Below are 13,766 nucleotides of genomic sequence, written 5' to 3' on the forward strand. Positions count from 1 at the left end.
TACCACGGACCACCATGAAGCGAGGTTGCATGGGAAGCGTGGCAGATAACGCCGGCCACAGCAAACCATTATCCCGTGGAAGATGAGTGTTGTGCAATGCAGCATGCGCCGGGCGATAAAAAAACCGGCCATGAGGCCGGTTTGTTTCGCGGGGAACGGCTTACTTGCCGAAGCGCTCGATGCCTTCGACCAGTTCGGTCTTGGCGTCTTCCAGCGTGCCCCAGCCTTGGATCTTGACCCATTTGCCCTTTTCCAGATCCTTGTAGTGCTCGAAGAAGTGCACCATCTGCGCGCGCAGCAGCTCCGGCAGATCTTCCAGCTTCTGGATGGATTTGTACATCGGGCACAACTTTTCGACCGGAACGGCGACCAGCTTGGCGTCCACGCCGCCGTCGTCTTCCATCTTGATCAGGCCCAGCGCGCGACAGCGCACCACCACGCCCGGCGGCAGCGGGAACGGGGTCACCACCAGCACGTCGACCGGATCGCCGTCGCCGGCCAGGGTTTGCGGCACGAAGCCGTAGTTGGCCGGATACATCATGGAGGTGCCCATGAAGCGGTCAACCACCAGCGTGTTCCATTCCTTGTCGAATTCGTACTTGATCGGAGCGGCGTTGGCGGAGATTTCGATGACGACGTTGAAGTCGCCCGGCATGTCCTTGCCCGGGCCGATGCTTGCGAGGTTCATTGCGCGCAATCCTTCGTGTTGAGTAATAAATGGGTTTAACCGGCCGATTATATCAGCTGCTGCCGGCGCTGTGCCCGCGAGGTATAATCGGCCGTTTGACGCCATTCACGCGAGGAAGAACGCGCCGATGCTGGACAAGCTGATCACCGAACTGGACAAGGGCCTGCGCACATTGTGCGCGCCGGCGCACAGCGCCCGCGCGCATCCGGACCAGGGCGTCGACGAAGCCGAGCTCTCCTCGGCCGAGAAGCGCCACGCGCTGGGGCTGATGCGGGTCAACCACTGCGGCGAAGTGTGCGCCCAGGCCTTGTATCAAGGCCAGGCGCTGACCGCGCGCGATCCGTCCGCGCGCGAAGCCCTGAGGCAGGCGGCGCAGGAGGAGGTGGAGCACCTGGCCTGGACCGAGCGCCGCATCCGCGAGCTGGGCGGCCGCCCCAGCCTGCTCAACCCGCTGTGGTATACCGGCTCGCTGGCGCTGGGCGTCGCGGCCGGCGTGCTGGGCGACAAGTGGAACCTGGGTTTTCTGCAGGAGACCGAGCGCCAGGTCGGCGCGCATCTGGACAGCCATCTGAGCGCCTTGCCCGAGGATGACGCCAGGAGCCGCGCCATCGTCAGCCAGATGCGCGACGACGAGCTGCAGCATGCCGAGATGGCGCACGAGCTGGGCGCGGCTGAATTGCCCGCGCCCTTGAAGGCGGCGATGAGGCTGTCGGCCAAGGTGATGACCGGCAGCAGCTACCACCTGTGAAATCGGCGTCTCAAGCGATATCGCGTCTCCAAGCCGGCCTTGTGCCGGCTTTTTATTTGTCCTGGCTCAAATTTGGTCCGGATTTGCCATGCCGCGTTCATATCCTGTCAACCCGCGCCCCGCTTGCTTGATCAAGGTCTACCACCAGCATCCGCGCATGTCCTATAAACGGTCGCAATAGCAACCGGCTGAGTTTCCGGTCCGGTCCAGGCGGGGCCGGCGGGACGGGCCACGGAGAGCAGGCATGTGGACTTTCTGGATTGAATTCGCGCTGTTGCTGACGGCGATTCTGATCGGCATCCGGCGCGGCGGGGTGGCGCTGGGCATGATAGGCGGCCTGGGCGTCGCCGTGCTGGCCTTCGTGTTCCGGGTGGCGCCGGCCGAGCCGCCCATCACGGTGATGCTGATCATCCTGGCGGTGGTGACGGCGTCGGCCACGCTGCAGGTGGCGGGCGGGCTGGACTTCCTGGTGCAGCAGGCGGAAAAGGTCATGCGCAAGCATCCGCAGCAGATCACCTTTCTCGCACCCATGTCCACGTTTTTGCTGACCATGTGCGTCGGCACCGGCCACGCGGTGTATTCGCTGCTGCCGGTGATCGCCGACGTGTCGCTGAAGACCAAGATACGTCCGGAGCGGCCGATGGCGATGGCCAGCGTGGCCTCGCAGATGGGGATCACCGCCAGCCCGGCCGCCGCGGCCGTGACGTCCTTGCTGGCGATGACCGCGCACAGCAGCCAGCCGCTGACACTGTGGCAGATTCTGATGGTCACGATTCCCGCTGGTTTGATCGGCGTGGTGGCCGCCGCCTTCTGGAGCCTGAAGCGCGGCGCCGAGCTGGATCAGGACCCGGAGTACCAGGCGCGGCTGCAGGACCCGGAATTTCGCGCCTCGATAGAAAAATCCGTGACCACCCTGGACAAGGTGCTGCCGGCGCACGCCAAGCCTTCCGTCATCCTGTTCTTCACCGGCATTCTGGTGGTGGTGCTGCTGGCGCTGTTCCCGCATTGGCTGCCGATGGATGAGAAGGGCAAGACGGTGCCGATGACGACGGCGGTGCAGTTCGTGATGCTGGCCTTCGGCGCCTTCATCCTGTTTCTGTCCAACGCCAAGGCCGCCACCATCGCCCGTTCCGAGGTGTTCACCGCCGGCATGATCGCCGTGGTGTCCATCTTCGGCATCGCCTGGATGAGCGACACCTTCGTCAAGGCCAACGAGGCCTTCCTGGTCGACAACATCAAGGTGATGGTGGCCTACGCGCCGTGGACCTTCGCGCTGGCGATGTTCGCGGTGTCCGCCTTCGTCAAGAGCCAGGCCGCCACCTTGACCATCATGGTGCCGTTCGGCCTGGCGCTGGGCCTGACGCCGCATCAGTTGCTGGCCATCATGCCGTCCTGCTACGCCTATTTCTTTTTCGCCTTTTATCCCAGCGACCTGGCGGCCATCAATATGGACCGCAGCGGCACCACCCGCATCGGCAAATATTTGCTTAACCACAGTTTCATGATGCCGGGCCTGATCGGGGTGGGCGTGTCCACGGTAGCAGCCTACGCATTGACGCATTTTTACTTCTGACAGGGGAATCGCGTGAAGACCTGCCAAGCAGACGTAGTGATTGTCGGCGCCGGGGGCGCCGGCCTGAGGGCGGCCATCGCCGCCGCCCAGTTCGATCCCAAGCTGAAGATCGCGCTGGTGTCCAAGGTCTACCCGATGCGCAGCCACACGGTGGCGGCGGAGGGCGGCTCGGCGGCGGTCAAGCAGGACCATGACAGCTTCGATGCCCACTTCCACGACACCGTGGCCGGCGGCGACTGGCTGTGCGAGCAGGACGTGGTGGAGTATTTCGTCCGCCAGTGCCCGGAAGAAATGGTGCAGCTGGAGCATTGGGGCTGTCCGTGGAGCCGCAAGGACGACGGCAGCGTCAATGTGCGCGCCTTTGGCGGCATGAAGATAGAGCGCACCTGGTTCGCCGCCGACAAGACCGGCTTCCACATGCTGCATACCTTGTTCCAAACCTCCATCCAGTTTCCGAACATCCAGCGCTTCGATGAATACTTTTGCGCCGACCTGATCGTCGATGACGGCCAGGCGCGCGGCGTGCTGGCCATCGAGATCGCCAGCGGCGAAAGCCTGCTGATCGAAGCCGGCGCGGTGGTGATGGCCACCGGCGGAGCCGGGCGGGTGTTCCGCGAGAACACCAACGGCGGCATCGTCACCGGCGACGGCATGGCGCTGGCTTACCGCCACGGCGTGCCGCTGCGCGATATGGAGTTTGTCCAATACCACCCCACTTGCATGCCGCGCACCGGCCTGTTGTTCACCGAGGCCTGCCGCGGCGAGGGGGGGCTGCTGATCAACAAGGACGGCTACCGTTATCTGCAGGACTACGGCCTGGGGCCGGCGGAGGACAAGCCGCGCAACAAGTTCATGGAGCTGGGCCCGCGCGACCGGCTGAGCCAGGCCTTCTGGTACGAGCAGCAAAAGGGCCGCACGGTGCAGGGTCCGTGGGGTTCCGCCGTGTATCTGGACCTGCGCCATCTGGGCCATGCCAAGCTGCGCGAGCGCTTGCCGCAGATCTGCGAGCTGGCCGAGGAGTTCCTCGGCATCGATCCGGCCCAGGAACCTATCCCGGTGCGTCCGGCGGTGCACTACACCATGGGCGGCATCCTGGTGGATGGCCGCTGCGCCGCGCCCATGCCCGGCCTGTACGCGGCGGGCGAGTGCTCCAGCGTCGGCATCCACGGCGCCAACCGGCTGGGGTCCAACTCGCTGGCCGAGCTGTCGGTGTTCGGCAAGGTGGCCGGCATCGAGGCCGCGCGCTTCGCCCGCGACAGCAAGCCGGCCAAGCGCGAGGGGCTGTTGAAGCAGGCGCAAGCGGTTGAGGCCCGCCTGCACGCGCAGCGGGCCAAGGACGGCACCGAGCGCATCGCCGATTTGCGCCGCGAAATGGCGGAAACCATGGAGGCGGGTTGCGGCATCTACCGCATGGAGGGCAGCATGCGCGCCACCTGCGACAAGCTGGCCGAACTCAAGCAGCGCTTTAACAACGTCAACGTGGAAGACAAGTCCAGTGTGTGGAACAGCGACTGGCTGCTGGCCATCGAGCTGGGCTACCAGCTGGACGTGGCCGAGGCGATGGCGCACTCGGCGCTGCAACGCCGCGAATCGCGCGGCGCCCACCAGCGGCTGGACGGCTACGAACAACGCGACGACGCCAACTTCCTCAAGCATAGCTTGGCGGTTTATCAGCCGGATGCCGGGCCGCGCATCGAGTACGGCGAAGTGAAGATCACCACGTCCCAACCCGGCGTGCGCGCCTATGGCGCGGCGGGCGTGGCCGCAGAGCAAGGAGAACAGGCATGACGGACAAAACCATCCATATCGAGGTGCTGCGCTACCGCCCCGAGCTGGACCAGGAGCCGTGGCTGCAAGGCTTCGACGTGCCGTACAGCGACGACATGTCGGTGCTGCAGGGCCTGCAATACATCCGCGATTATCTCGACGGCACGCTGGCCTTCCGTTGGTCCTGCCGCCAGGCCATCTGCGGCAGCTGCGGCATGATGGTGGACGGCGTACCCAAGCTCGCCTGCAAGACCTTCCTGCGCGACTATCCGGGCACGGTGCGCATCGAGCCCTTGAACCACTTCCCGATCGAGCGCGATCTGGTGGTGGTGCTGGACGACTTCATCGAGAAACTCGAAAGCATCACGCCCTATATCGTGCCCAAGGAAGACAAGCCCTTGTCCGAGGGCGAATACCAGCAGACGCCGGCGCAGATGGACTGGTACGCCCAGTTCAGCGGCTGCATCAACTGCCTGTTGTGCTACGCCGCCTGTCCGCAATACGGCCTGAACTCGGATTTCCTCGGCCCCGGCGCCATCGCGCTCTTGCACCGCTACAACCAGGACAGCCGCGATGGCGCGTCCGAGCAGCGCATGGAGCTGCTGGCCGCGCAGGAGGGCGTGTTCAACTGCACGGCGGTCGGCTACTGCTCGGAAGTCTGCCCCAAGGCGGTGGACCCGGCCAACGCGGTGAACCTGAACAAGACGGCGGTGGCCAAGGACTATTTCCTGCGCTTCGCCCGGCCGAAGGGAGCATGCAAATGAGCAAGCGCAAGCCTTATGTCCGGCCCATGGACGGCTGGTGGAAGAAGAACCCTTATTTCATCGAGTACATGATCCACGAGGGCACGGCGCTGTTCGTCGCCGCCTACGCCTTCGCGCTGTTGTTCGGCCTGTGGCGGCTGAGCCAGGGCGAGGCGGCGTGGAATGGTTTCATGGCGGCGCTGCAAAGCCCGCTGGCGCTGTTGTTCCACCTGATCCTGCTCGCCATGATTGGCTACCACGGCTACACCTGGTTCAAGATCATGCCGCGCACCATGCCGCCGGTGATCATAGGCGGCAGGCGCGTGTCCGCCGCCGCGATCACCGCCGGCGGCTTCGCCGCCACCTTGCTGGCCAGCCTGGCGCTGCTGGGCATCGTCTGGGGGATCTCGCAATGAAAAACCGACAATTGAAGCGTTCCCATGCGCCCATCTTTTGGGGGCTGTTCGGCGCCGGAGGCATGCTGGCGGCGCTGTTCGGGCCGATGCTGGTTTTACTCACCGGCTTCGCCGCGCCGCTGGGCTGGCTGCCGGCCAAGGCCGCCAGTTATCAGAGCATGCTGGCGCTGGCGCAGAGCCTGGTGGGCAAGGCGGCGCTGTGGGGGCTGGTCAGCCTGCTGCTGTGGCACGCGGCGCACCGCATCTACCACAGCCTGCACGATGTAGGCGTCCATGGCGGTCCGCTGGCCAAGGCGCTGACCTACGGCGTGGCGGCGGCGGGCACGCTGGCGGCGCTTGGGCTGCTGGCGCGGATTTGATCAGGCCGCAAGCGGTTAAGCGGCAATGCTTAACCGACGGGGTTGAGGCGGCCTGCCTACCATTCTGTGCTTATAGTGAAGCAAGGTATATGTATTTGTCATTTAAAATGTACTAGTGCTTCCTATTTCCGGATGGCGGCTCGAGTTTTGCTGGCTGGAACGCGGACGTGGCACTGGTTGAGAGGAGAGTGCCATGTCCATCAGCGCCATCAGCGACCCCTTCTCGTCCATTGGCTACGCGCCTGCGATCAATCCGCTTTCACCCCCGCTGGCCCAGAATGGCGCTGATGCGTCGCAGACCGTTGGCGCTTCTTCTGGAGGCGGCCAATCTGCCGGCGGCTTCGGCTAAAGCGTCATGCTGGCTTTGCAACTGAGCGGGATCAATGTGTCGGCCTCTAGCGCGGCGGGGGAGTCCGGGCCAGGCGCGGTTGGCGGGGCATCCGGCGAGGCCCAGCAGGCGCTTCATGCTTTTGTCCACACGGTATACCAGGCGGCGCAGGCCGAGAGTTTCTCCAGCGGCGATTCCGACGGAGGCCTGGGCTCGCCATCCGACGGGTATGGCGCGTTCCAGGACAATCTGCAGAAGCTGCTGCAGGATGTCGGCAACGGCGTGCAGAGCAGCGCCACGCAAAACCGGGCTTCAGCCTTCCGCGATCTGCAGCATTCACTGGGCGGCTCGGCCGCCGCCTCCATGTCGCGGCAGGGCTCATTGCATGATTTTCTGCAAAATCTGGTCACCCTGCAAAACAGCCCGCTGAACTCGTCGGGGGCGCTGGGCTCTCTGGTCAACACTTCAGCCTGAGTTTGACTAGTGGCTGAGATGGACCGGCGCTGATCAACCTTGCGCAATGGCGATTTTGATGTTTTCCTTGAATTAACAAATATTTGCATTTTGTTGCTGTGCTTCGCAGCCTGGGTGCCGATATACCGATATCAGCGCAGGCTGGGCGTGGGCCATTCGGTTCTTCCTTGGAAGGAGAGCGTCATGTCAGTTAGTTCTCTCGGCAATAGCTCCATTTCTTTGCAGTACACGCAAGTGGACATACAGGAAAGCTTCTCTTCGGATTCGGGACAGTCGGCGGGCAGCGGCGCCATCCAGGGCGGCGGCGGCCATCACCACCGGGGAGGCGGCGGCCAGTTCGCGCAGAGCGTGTTGCAGGCCTTGCAGCAATCGGGCTTGCTGCAGCAGGCATCGTCAGGCTCTTCCAGTGACGGCAGCGGGGCATCCGACAGCGGCAGCGACGGCGCAGTAGGCGCGGCCGGCAGCAGCCAGCAGGCGATACACACCTTCATGCATTCGCTGTTCCAGGCCTTGCAACAGGAGGGCGCGTCTTCTGCCGGCGCCTCGGCTTCGGCCGCCGACAACGACGGCGATGTCGACACCGGGGGGCAGGATCAGGATGGCGGGGCGGCGGCGGCCGGCGGCGCTGGTTACGGCGGTTTGCAAAACAATCTGCAGCAGCTGTTGCAGGATCTCGCCAATGGCACGCAGAACGACGCCACCTCTGGCATCCAGTCCGCGTTCCAGAGCTTGCAGCAGGCGCTGGGACTGACTTCGGGACAGTCTGGACAGTCGTCTTCGCTGCAGGCGTTTCTGCAGAATCTGGCCAAGGATCTGCAGCAGAACCAGCCTGGCGCCAATGCCGGCGTCGGCGCTTTGCTGAGCACTTCCGCCTGACCAGGTTGCCCCGCGCGGGGCGCCGGGTCGGGATGGAAAAAGGCCGGGGGAAAACCCGGCCTTTTTCCTGTCCGCGGCAGCGGCTCAGCGCTTGTTGCGCGAGGGCAGGCTGGTCAGCACGCCCAGACCGATGATGGCGACGCTGATCAGGCCGGTGGTCACTTCGCCCAGCTCCACGTGCAGGGCGGCGGCGAACATGATGGCCACCAGCGCGGCGATCGCCCAGAACGCCGAAACTTCCAGGTATTTGAACTGGCCCATCACATCGCGCTCCACCAGGTAGAGGGTCAGCGAGCGCACGAACATCGCGCCTATTCCCAGGCCGGCGGCGATCAGCCAGAAATCGTTGGTGATGGCGAAGGCGGCGATCACGCCGTCCATCGAGAAGCTGGCGTCCAGCACCTCCAGATAGACGAAGCCGATCAGGCCGTTTTTGGCCGCGGCGGTCTGGATGTCCACGCCGCCGAACAGCTGCTTGAACATGTGCAGCACCATGAACGCCACATAGCCCCAGAAGCAGCTGCTGATGAAAGCCATTCGTTGGCCGGCCGGCAGCAGCGCTGCAATGGCGGCGACGACGACAATGGTGACCAGCGACTGCGCGTTTTCCACGCTGCCCAGCTTGGCCAGCAGCGGCTCGATGCCGGGCAGCCAGTGCTCGTCCTTCTCGTGCTTGACGAAATATTCGATCACCACCATCAGCAGGAAGGTGGCGCCGAAGCCCATGATCATCAGGTGGCTGTCATGCATGATCCGCTGGTAGCGCTCCGGCTGCTTGGTGGCCACCGCGAAGGCCTCGGCCAGCGACACGCCGCCGGCGGTGGAGACGATCAACAGCGGGAACAACACGCGCATGCCGAACACGGCCACCGCGATGCCGACGGTCATGAAGATCTGCCGCCAGCGATGGCTCATCGCCTTGAGCACGGTGGCGTTGACTACCGCGTTGTCGAAGGAGACGCTGGTTTCCAGCACCGCCAGCACCGCGGCGGTCAGCAGGAAGGCGCCGGCCTGTTCGACGCCGCCGCGCGCGTGGCCGTACCAGGCGACGGCGGCCAGCACGGCGATGCCGAAGAGCAGCGAGCCGCGAAAATAGGAAAAAGTGGAACGCATGGGGTTAACCTGAGCAAGTGCGGCGTCGCCGCTATTTTTTTGAATGCATGAACGGCCGGAAGGACCGGCCGTCGCGCGGGCATTATATGACGCCGTCAGCGCTTGCGCATCAGCGCGCGCCGGCCGCGCGGGCCAGGCATTGGCGGTAGCGGCCGTCCACCCGCTTGGCGAACCACTCCGTGGTCAGCTTGCGGATGATCTTGGGGCTTTTCAGATCGATCTGCGGCATCCGCTCGCGCGGCAGTGCGCGGCCTGCCTGCCTGTCCGCCAGCGCGAACACCTGCCGGTAGAGCGGGGTCTGGCCGAAGGCGGCGTTCTTTTCCAGCTGCAGGTCGCGCTGGATGGCGGCGGCGGACATGCCTAGCCGGCCAGACAGAGACAGCGCCGCCTGCTGGCTGCCGGAGGCGGCCTTGCCCTGGTAGTTCAGCAGGTCTCCGTCCAGCGCCAGCTTGCGGCCGGAAAGCTGGGACAGCGCGGCCTGGAAGGCGGCGTTGCGGCTGCTGTAGCGGCCGGCGTTGAAGTCGGCGAAGCGGTACAGCATGTCCTGGTACGGGGCCGGATACTGCAGCAGGATGGCCGCGCCGAAATAGACGCCGCCGCGGCGGCTGAACACTTCGTGGCGTATGCTGCCCTGCACCGGATAGGGGTAGGGCCAGACTCTGGCGTGGCCTTCGGCGAATTCCACGCTGACCTGCATCGGGCCGCCGGTGCGTATCGGATTCTTCATGTCCAGCGGCAGGCCGAGCTTCTGCGCTTCGCGCGACATGTCCTCGTACAGCAGGTTCATCTCGCGCTCGGTGCGCAGATTGTCTATCCGCGTCTTGTAGCTCTGGCCGCTGGGCGAGGTCTTCAGCAGCGCGCCTTTCACCACGGTCAGCGGCACCAGGTAGCGGTGGGCGCGTTCCTCGATCTTGCCCCAGACGATCTTGGGCAGGCCCGGCACCACCGGATCGGCCTGCCAGCTGGACTCCTGCTCGATCACCGCAGCCAGCGCGCAGGCGTTGTCGGCGGTGGCGGGAATCTGTAAATGGCGGAAGGCGGCGTCGATGTCGGCGATCCAGCCCTGGCGGTCGCGCGCGTTGCTCGGCACGGCTGCGGCGATGACGGCGCGCGAGGCCGGCTGCGGCTTGGGCTGGCTGACAGGCGGCGTTGCGGGAGCGGCGGGTGGCGGCTCGACGATAGCGGGCTGCTGGGGCAGAGGTTCTGTCGGGGGCGGCGCGGCTTCGGGCAGGAGCGCCGGCGTGGAAGACTGAGGGGGGCGCGTGCCGGCGCAAGCGGTCAGCAGCGCGCATAACAGCATCAGGCTGAATGTTCTCATTGTATTTGGAGCGAGGGTGCGACAGCGGCGAGCTTAGGCCAAGCCGCCGCCGCGGGCAAGCGAAGCCTGGCGCGCTGTTCGCTCCCAACCCGCGCGGGCGGTCAGCGCGGCGGCAGGTAGGCGGCCGGGTCCACCACCCGGGTGCCCAGCCGCAGCTCGAAGTGCAGCATCACCCGGCTGGCGCCGGAATCGCCCATGGTGGCGATCTGCTGGCCGGCGCTCACCTGCTGGCCTTCCTGTACCAATAGTTTCTGGTTGTGGGCGTAGACGGTCAGCGTGCTTTCATTGTGCTTTACGATCAGCAGATTGCCGTAGGCGCGTATGCCTTTGCTGGCGTATATCACCTTGCCGGCGGCGGCGGCGCGCACCGGGTCGCCGGCCTTGCCGGCCAGATCCAGCCCCTTGTTGCGGTTGCCGTCGAAGCCGGATATCAGCGCGCCGTCGGCCGGCCATTGCAGCTTGATGTCCAGCTTCGTCGGCGGCGGCGCCTGCCTGGTTTCCGCTGGCTTAGACGCCGCAGGCTTGCCGGCGCCGGATGGCGCGGGCTTGGCCGCGCCGCCTGGCGGCTGAACCCGCAGCAATTGCCCGGCCTGGATGCTGGAGCGGTCGGCCAGCTGGTTCCAGCGCGCCAGGTTGGCGACGCTCTGCTTGTTCTGGCGGGCGATGCGGTACAGCGTGTCGCCCGGCTGCACGCGGTAATACCCCGCCGGCGCAGGCGCGCTCGGCGAGGACGGGGTGGCGCAGGCAGCTAGCAATAAGCTGCTACAAAGAATAAGGGTACGCAAGGACATGGTTTGGGATTCTATCATCGTCCGCTGTCCGGACTGTTGTCCAGGGGGCGGACGAACGGGGCTTCGCGATGAGGAAATGGTTTTGGCTTGGCTTGTGCTGCATAGGTTCCCTTTGCCGGGCTGAGCCCGCCATCAATCTGTATACCGTCGATTACCCGCCCTTCGTGATCCGCGAAGGCGCCGACCACACCCCTCATGGCATCGCCGTCGAGCTGCTGGCGCAGGCGCTGGCGCGCAGCGGGATGCGCGCGCAATATGTCGATCTGCCCTGGAAGCGGGCGCAGATGCAGGTGCAGGCTGAGGGAAACGGTTGCCTGCTGCCGCTGACCCGCTCGCCCAAGCGCGAGGATACCTACCGCTGGGTGGGGTTGATAGACGAGAGCAGCCAATCGCTGTTCGTGGCCGCCGGCAGCAAGCTGCAGCTTCGCGGCGTGGCGGATCTGAAGGGCTTGCGCGTGGTGACGCTGCTCGGCTCGTCGATGGCGGACTGGCTGCGGCAGCATCAGGTGGCGTTTTCCGAGCTGCCGACCACCGAGGACGCCTACCGCGAGCTGAGCAGCGGCGTGGCGGAGGTCTGGGCGGTGCACAGCCTGGTGGCGCGTTACATGGTGAAGAAGCAGGGCAGCGGCGGCGTGCCGATACGCGAGGCCCTGAAATTGCAAAGCACCGGAATCTACCTGGCCTGCAGCCGGAATATGCCGGAAGACGTGGCGCAAAAACTGGGCGCCGCGCTCAAGCAACTGCGCGACGAGGGCGCCAGCGCCCGCATCGTGGCGCGTTACCTGGATTGAGGGCGGCAAAAAGCCCCCGCGGGCGGGGGCTTGGCGACGCGCAGCGGATCAGCGGCTGATCGGCTTGTAGCGGATGCGCTTGGGCTTGGCGCCTTCCTCGCCCAGGCGCTTCTTCTTGTCGGCTTCGTATTCCTGGTAGTTGCCGTCGAAGAAGGTCCATTGCGACTCGCCTTCTGCCGCCAGGATGTGGGTGGCGATGCGGTCCAGGAACCAGCGGTCGTGCGAGATCACGAACACGGTGCCGGCGTATTCCAGCAGCGCGTCTTCCAGCGCGCGCAGGGTTTCCACGTCGAGGTCGTTGGACGGTTCGTCCAGCAGCAGCACATTGCCGCCCTTCAGCAGGGTTTTGGCCAGGTGCAGGCGGCCGCGCTCGCCGCCGGACAGCATGCCCACCTTTTTCTGCTGGTCGGCGCCCTTGAAGTTGAAGCGGCCGAGGTAAGCGCGGCTGGACATCTCGAAGCGGCCGACGGTGAGGATGTCGGCGCCGGCGGCCACGTCCTCGAACACGGTCTTGTCGCCGTCCAGGCCTTCGCGGCTCTGCTCGACGAAGGCCATCTGCACGGTCTGGCCGATCTTCACCTCGCCGCTGTCCGGCTGTTCCTTGCCGGCGATCATCTTGAACAGAGTCGATTTGCCGGCGCCGTTGGGGCCGATGATGCCGACGATGGCGCCCGGCGGGGCCTTGAAGCTCAGATTGTCGATCAGCAGGCGGTCGCCGAAGCCCTTGGACACGCCGTCGAACTCGATCACCTCATTGCCCAGGCGCTCGGCCACCGGGATGAAGATTTCCTGGGTCTCGTTGCGCTTCTGGGTCTCGAAGCTGGACAGTTCCTCGAAGCGGGCGATACGCGCCTTGGATTTGGCCTGGCGGCCCTTGGGGTTCTGGCGCACCCATTCCAGCTCCTGCTTCATCGCCTTCATGCGGGCGCCTTCGCTCTTGGCTTCCTGCGCCAGGCGCTCTTCCTTCTGCTCCAGCCAGGACGAGTAGTTGCCCTTCCACGGGATGCCTTCGCCGCGGTCCAGCTCCAGAATCCATTCGGCGGCGTTGTCGAGGAAGTAGCGGTCGTGGGTGACGGCCACCACGGTGCCGGGGAAGCGCACCAGAAACTGCTCCAGCCATTCCACCGACTCGGCGTCCAGGTGGTTGGTCGGCTCGTCCAGCAGCAGCATGTCCGGTTTGGACAGCAGCAGCTTGCACAACGCCACGCGGCGCTTCTCGCCGCCGGACAGCGGGCCGATCTTGGCGTCCCACGGCGGCAGGCGCAGCGCGTCGGCGGCCAGTTCCAGCTGCAGCGCCACATTGTCGCCGGCGCCGGCGGAGATGATGGCTTCCAGCTTGGCCTGCTCTTCGGCCAGCGCGTCGAAGTCCGCGTCCGGTTCGGCGTAGGCGGCGTACACTTCCTCTAGGCGCTTTTGCGCGCCCATTACGTCGCCCATGCCGCTTTCCACTTCCTCGCGCACGGTCTTGTCATTGTCCAGCTTCGGCTCCTGTTCCAGGTAGCCGATCTTGACGCCGGCCAGGTGCTGCACCTCGCCGTCGTATTCCTTGTCCACGTTGGCCATGATGCGCAGCACGGTGGATTTGCCCGCGCCGTTCAGGCCCAAGAGGCCGATCTTGGCGCCGGGGAAGAAACTGAGGGAAATATCCTTGATGATTTGCCGCTTGGGCGGGACGATCTTGCTCACGCGGAGCATCGACATCACGTATTGGGCCATGAGTGCGTTCACATTGGTTGGATGGGGCTAATCGCTGATTATAACGAAATCCGCGCTCATTCAGC

15 protein-coding genes are annotated in these 13,766 nt (G+C 65.1%); 10 read left to right on the top strand and 5 right to left on the bottom strand.

Going from position 1 to position 13,766, the window contains the following annotated elements:
- Nucleotides 1-160: 160 nt before the first annotated feature.
- The gene (ppa, locus tag VL52_RS03155) at nt 161-688 is read right to left on the bottom strand and encodes an inorganic diphosphatase (protein ID WP_021478635.1); all 528 of its coding nucleotides are present in this window, start codon (nt 686-688) and stop codon (nt 161-163) included.
- A gap of 127 nt (nt 689-815) precedes the next feature.
- Here ppa and coq7 point away from each other — a divergent pair, with 127 nt between their 5' ends.
- From coq7 to VL52_RS03195, 9 genes are all read left to right on the top strand, one after another.
- Nucleotides 816-1,436 carry a 2-polyprenyl-3-methyl-6-methoxy-1,4-benzoquinone monooxygenase gene (coq7, locus tag VL52_RS03160; protein ID WP_046155670.1) on the top strand — a complete coding sequence of 207 codons (621 nt, stop codon included), beginning with the start codon at nt 816-818 and terminating at the stop codon, nt 1,434-1,436.
- Nucleotides 1,437-1,680: 244 nt separating this feature from the next.
- Nucleotides 1,681-3,009 (top strand): anaerobic C4-dicarboxylate transporter, encoded by a 1,329-nt coding sequence (locus tag VL52_RS03165; protein WP_046155671.1) that lies wholly within the window; start codon nt 1,681-1,683, stop codon nt 3,007-3,009.
- Nucleotides 3,010-3,021: 12 nt separating this feature from the next.
- Entirely contained in the window at nt 3,022-4,797 is a 1,776-nt protein-coding gene (gene frdA, locus VL52_RS03170; protein ID WP_046155672.1) for a fumarate reductase (quinol) flavoprotein subunit, read from the top strand.
- Entirely contained in the window at nt 4,794-5,540 is a 747-nt protein-coding gene (locus VL52_RS03175) for a succinate dehydrogenase/fumarate reductase iron-sulfur subunit (protein WP_046155673.1), read from the top strand. Before frdA ends, VL52_RS03175 begins: the two co-directional genes overlap by 4 nt.
- Nucleotides 5,537-5,935 carry a fumarate reductase subunit C gene (locus tag VL52_RS03180; protein ID WP_046155674.1) on the top strand — a complete coding sequence of 133 codons (399 nt, stop codon included), beginning with the start codon at nt 5,537-5,539 and terminating at the stop codon, nt 5,933-5,935. The genes VL52_RS03175 and VL52_RS03180 overlap by 4 nt, the downstream gene beginning before the upstream one ends.
- Complete coding sequence (frdD, locus tag VL52_RS03185; protein WP_082113593.1) at nt 5,932-6,294, top strand: fumarate reductase subunit FrdD; 363 nt, start codon at nt 5,932-5,934, stop codon at nt 6,292-6,294. The genes VL52_RS03180 and frdD overlap by 4 nt, the downstream gene beginning before the upstream one ends.
- A 193-nt stretch (nt 6,295-6,487) precedes the next feature.
- Nucleotides 6,488-6,643, top strand: coding sequence for a hypothetical protein (locus tag VL52_RS24950; protein ID WP_160298906.1), 156 nt, complete (start codon nt 6,488-6,490; stop codon nt 6,641-6,643).
- Between the two features lie 6 nt (nt 6,644-6,649).
- Entirely contained in the window at nt 6,650-7,096 is a 447-nt protein-coding gene (locus VL52_RS03190) for a hypothetical protein (protein ID WP_046155676.1), read from the top strand.
- Between the two features lie 183 nt (nt 7,097-7,279).
- Entirely contained in the window at nt 7,280-7,972 is a 693-nt protein-coding gene (locus tag VL52_RS03195) for a hypothetical protein (RefSeq protein ID WP_144410144.1), read from the top strand.
- A gap of 84 nt (nt 7,973-8,056) precedes the next feature.
- Here VL52_RS03195 and VL52_RS03200 read toward each other — a convergent pair whose 3' ends face one another.
- The 3 genes from VL52_RS03200 to VL52_RS03210 all read right to left on the bottom strand — a co-directional run bounded on the left by VL52_RS03200 (nt 8,057) and on the right by VL52_RS03210 (nt 11,212).
- Nucleotides 8,057-9,085, bottom strand: coding sequence for a DUF475 domain-containing protein (locus VL52_RS03200; protein ID WP_046155678.1), 1,029 nt, complete (start codon nt 9,083-9,085; stop codon nt 8,057-8,059).
- 109 nt (nt 9,086-9,194) lie between these two features.
- On the bottom strand, nt 9,195-10,403 hold the full coding sequence (locus VL52_RS03205) for a DUF1615 domain-containing protein (protein ID WP_046155679.1): 1,209 nt from the start codon (nt 10,401-10,403) through the stop codon (nt 9,195-9,197).
- 101 nt (nt 10,404-10,504) lie between these two features.
- Nucleotides 10,505-11,212, bottom strand: a complete 708-nt coding sequence (locus tag VL52_RS03210) for a LysM peptidoglycan-binding domain-containing M23 family metallopeptidase (protein WP_235429185.1) — start codon at nt 11,210-11,212, stop codon at nt 10,505-10,507.
- Between the two features lie 50 nt (nt 11,213-11,262).
- On the opposite strand from VL52_RS03210, the gene VL52_RS03215 reads away from it, so the two are divergent.
- Nucleotides 11,263-11,985, top strand: coding sequence for a substrate-binding periplasmic protein (locus VL52_RS03215; protein ID WP_082113594.1), 723 nt, complete (start codon nt 11,263-11,265; stop codon nt 11,983-11,985).
- A gap of 48 nt (nt 11,986-12,033) precedes the next feature.
- Here the strand turns inward: VL52_RS03215 and ettA are convergent, their stop codons facing one another.
- Entirely contained in the window at nt 12,034-13,701 is a 1,668-nt protein-coding gene (gene ettA / locus VL52_RS03220; protein ID WP_046155681.1) for an energy-dependent translational throttle protein EttA, read from the bottom strand.
- Nucleotides 13,702-13,766 lie beyond the last annotated feature (65 nt).

It is taken from the genome of Chromobacterium vaccinii (assembly GCF_000971335.1).
In the GTDB taxonomy this organism is placed as follows: domain Bacteria; phylum Pseudomonadota; class Gammaproteobacteria; order Burkholderiales; family Chromobacteriaceae; genus Chromobacterium; species Chromobacterium vaccinii.

Coding starts and splice junctions, on each gene's coding strand:
- coq7 (WP_046155670.1), top strand. CDS start 816: ATGCTGGACAAGCTGATCACCGAACTGGACAAGGGCCTGCGCACATTG.
- VL52_RS24950 (WP_160298906.1), top strand. CDS start 6,488: ATGTCCATCAGCGCCATCAGCGACCCCTTCTCGTCCATTGGCTACGCG.
- VL52_RS03180 (WP_046155674.1), top strand. CDS start 5,537: ATGAGCAAGCGCAAGCCTTATGTCCGGCCCATGGACGGCTGGTGGAAG.
- VL52_RS03195 (WP_144410144.1), top strand. CDS start 7,280: ATGTCAGTTAGTTCTCTCGGCAATAGCTCCATTTCTTTGCAGTACACG.
- frdD (WP_082113593.1), top strand. CDS start 5,932: ATGAAAAACCGACAATTGAAGCGTTCCCATGCGCCCATCTTTTGGGGG.
- ettA (WP_046155681.1), bottom strand. CDS start 13,701: ATGGCCCAATACGTGATGTCGATGCTCCGCGTGAGCAAGATCGTCCCG.
- VL52_RS03210 (WP_235429185.1), bottom strand. CDS start 11,212: ATGATAGAATCCCAAACCATGTCCTTGCGTACCCTTATTCTTTGTAGC.
- VL52_RS03215 (WP_082113594.1), top strand. CDS start 11,263: ATGAGGAAATGGTTTTGGCTTGGCTTGTGCTGCATAGGTTCCCTTTGC.
- VL52_RS03200 (WP_046155678.1), bottom strand. CDS start 9,085: ATGCGTTCCACTTTTTCCTATTTTCGCGGCTCGCTGCTCTTCGGCATC.
- VL52_RS03190 (WP_046155676.1), top strand. CDS start 6,650: ATGCTGGCTTTGCAACTGAGCGGGATCAATGTGTCGGCCTCTAGCGCG.
- VL52_RS03205 (WP_046155679.1), bottom strand. CDS start 10,403: ATGAGAACATTCAGCCTGATGCTGTTATGCGCGCTGCTGACCGCTTGC.
- VL52_RS03165 (WP_046155671.1), top strand. CDS start 1,681: ATGTGGACTTTCTGGATTGAATTCGCGCTGTTGCTGACGGCGATTCTG.
- VL52_RS03175 (WP_046155673.1), top strand. CDS start 4,794: ATGACGGACAAAACCATCCATATCGAGGTGCTGCGCTACCGCCCCGAG.
- ppa (WP_021478635.1), bottom strand. CDS start 688: ATGAACCTCGCAAGCATCGGCCCGGGCAAGGACATGCCGGGCGACTTC.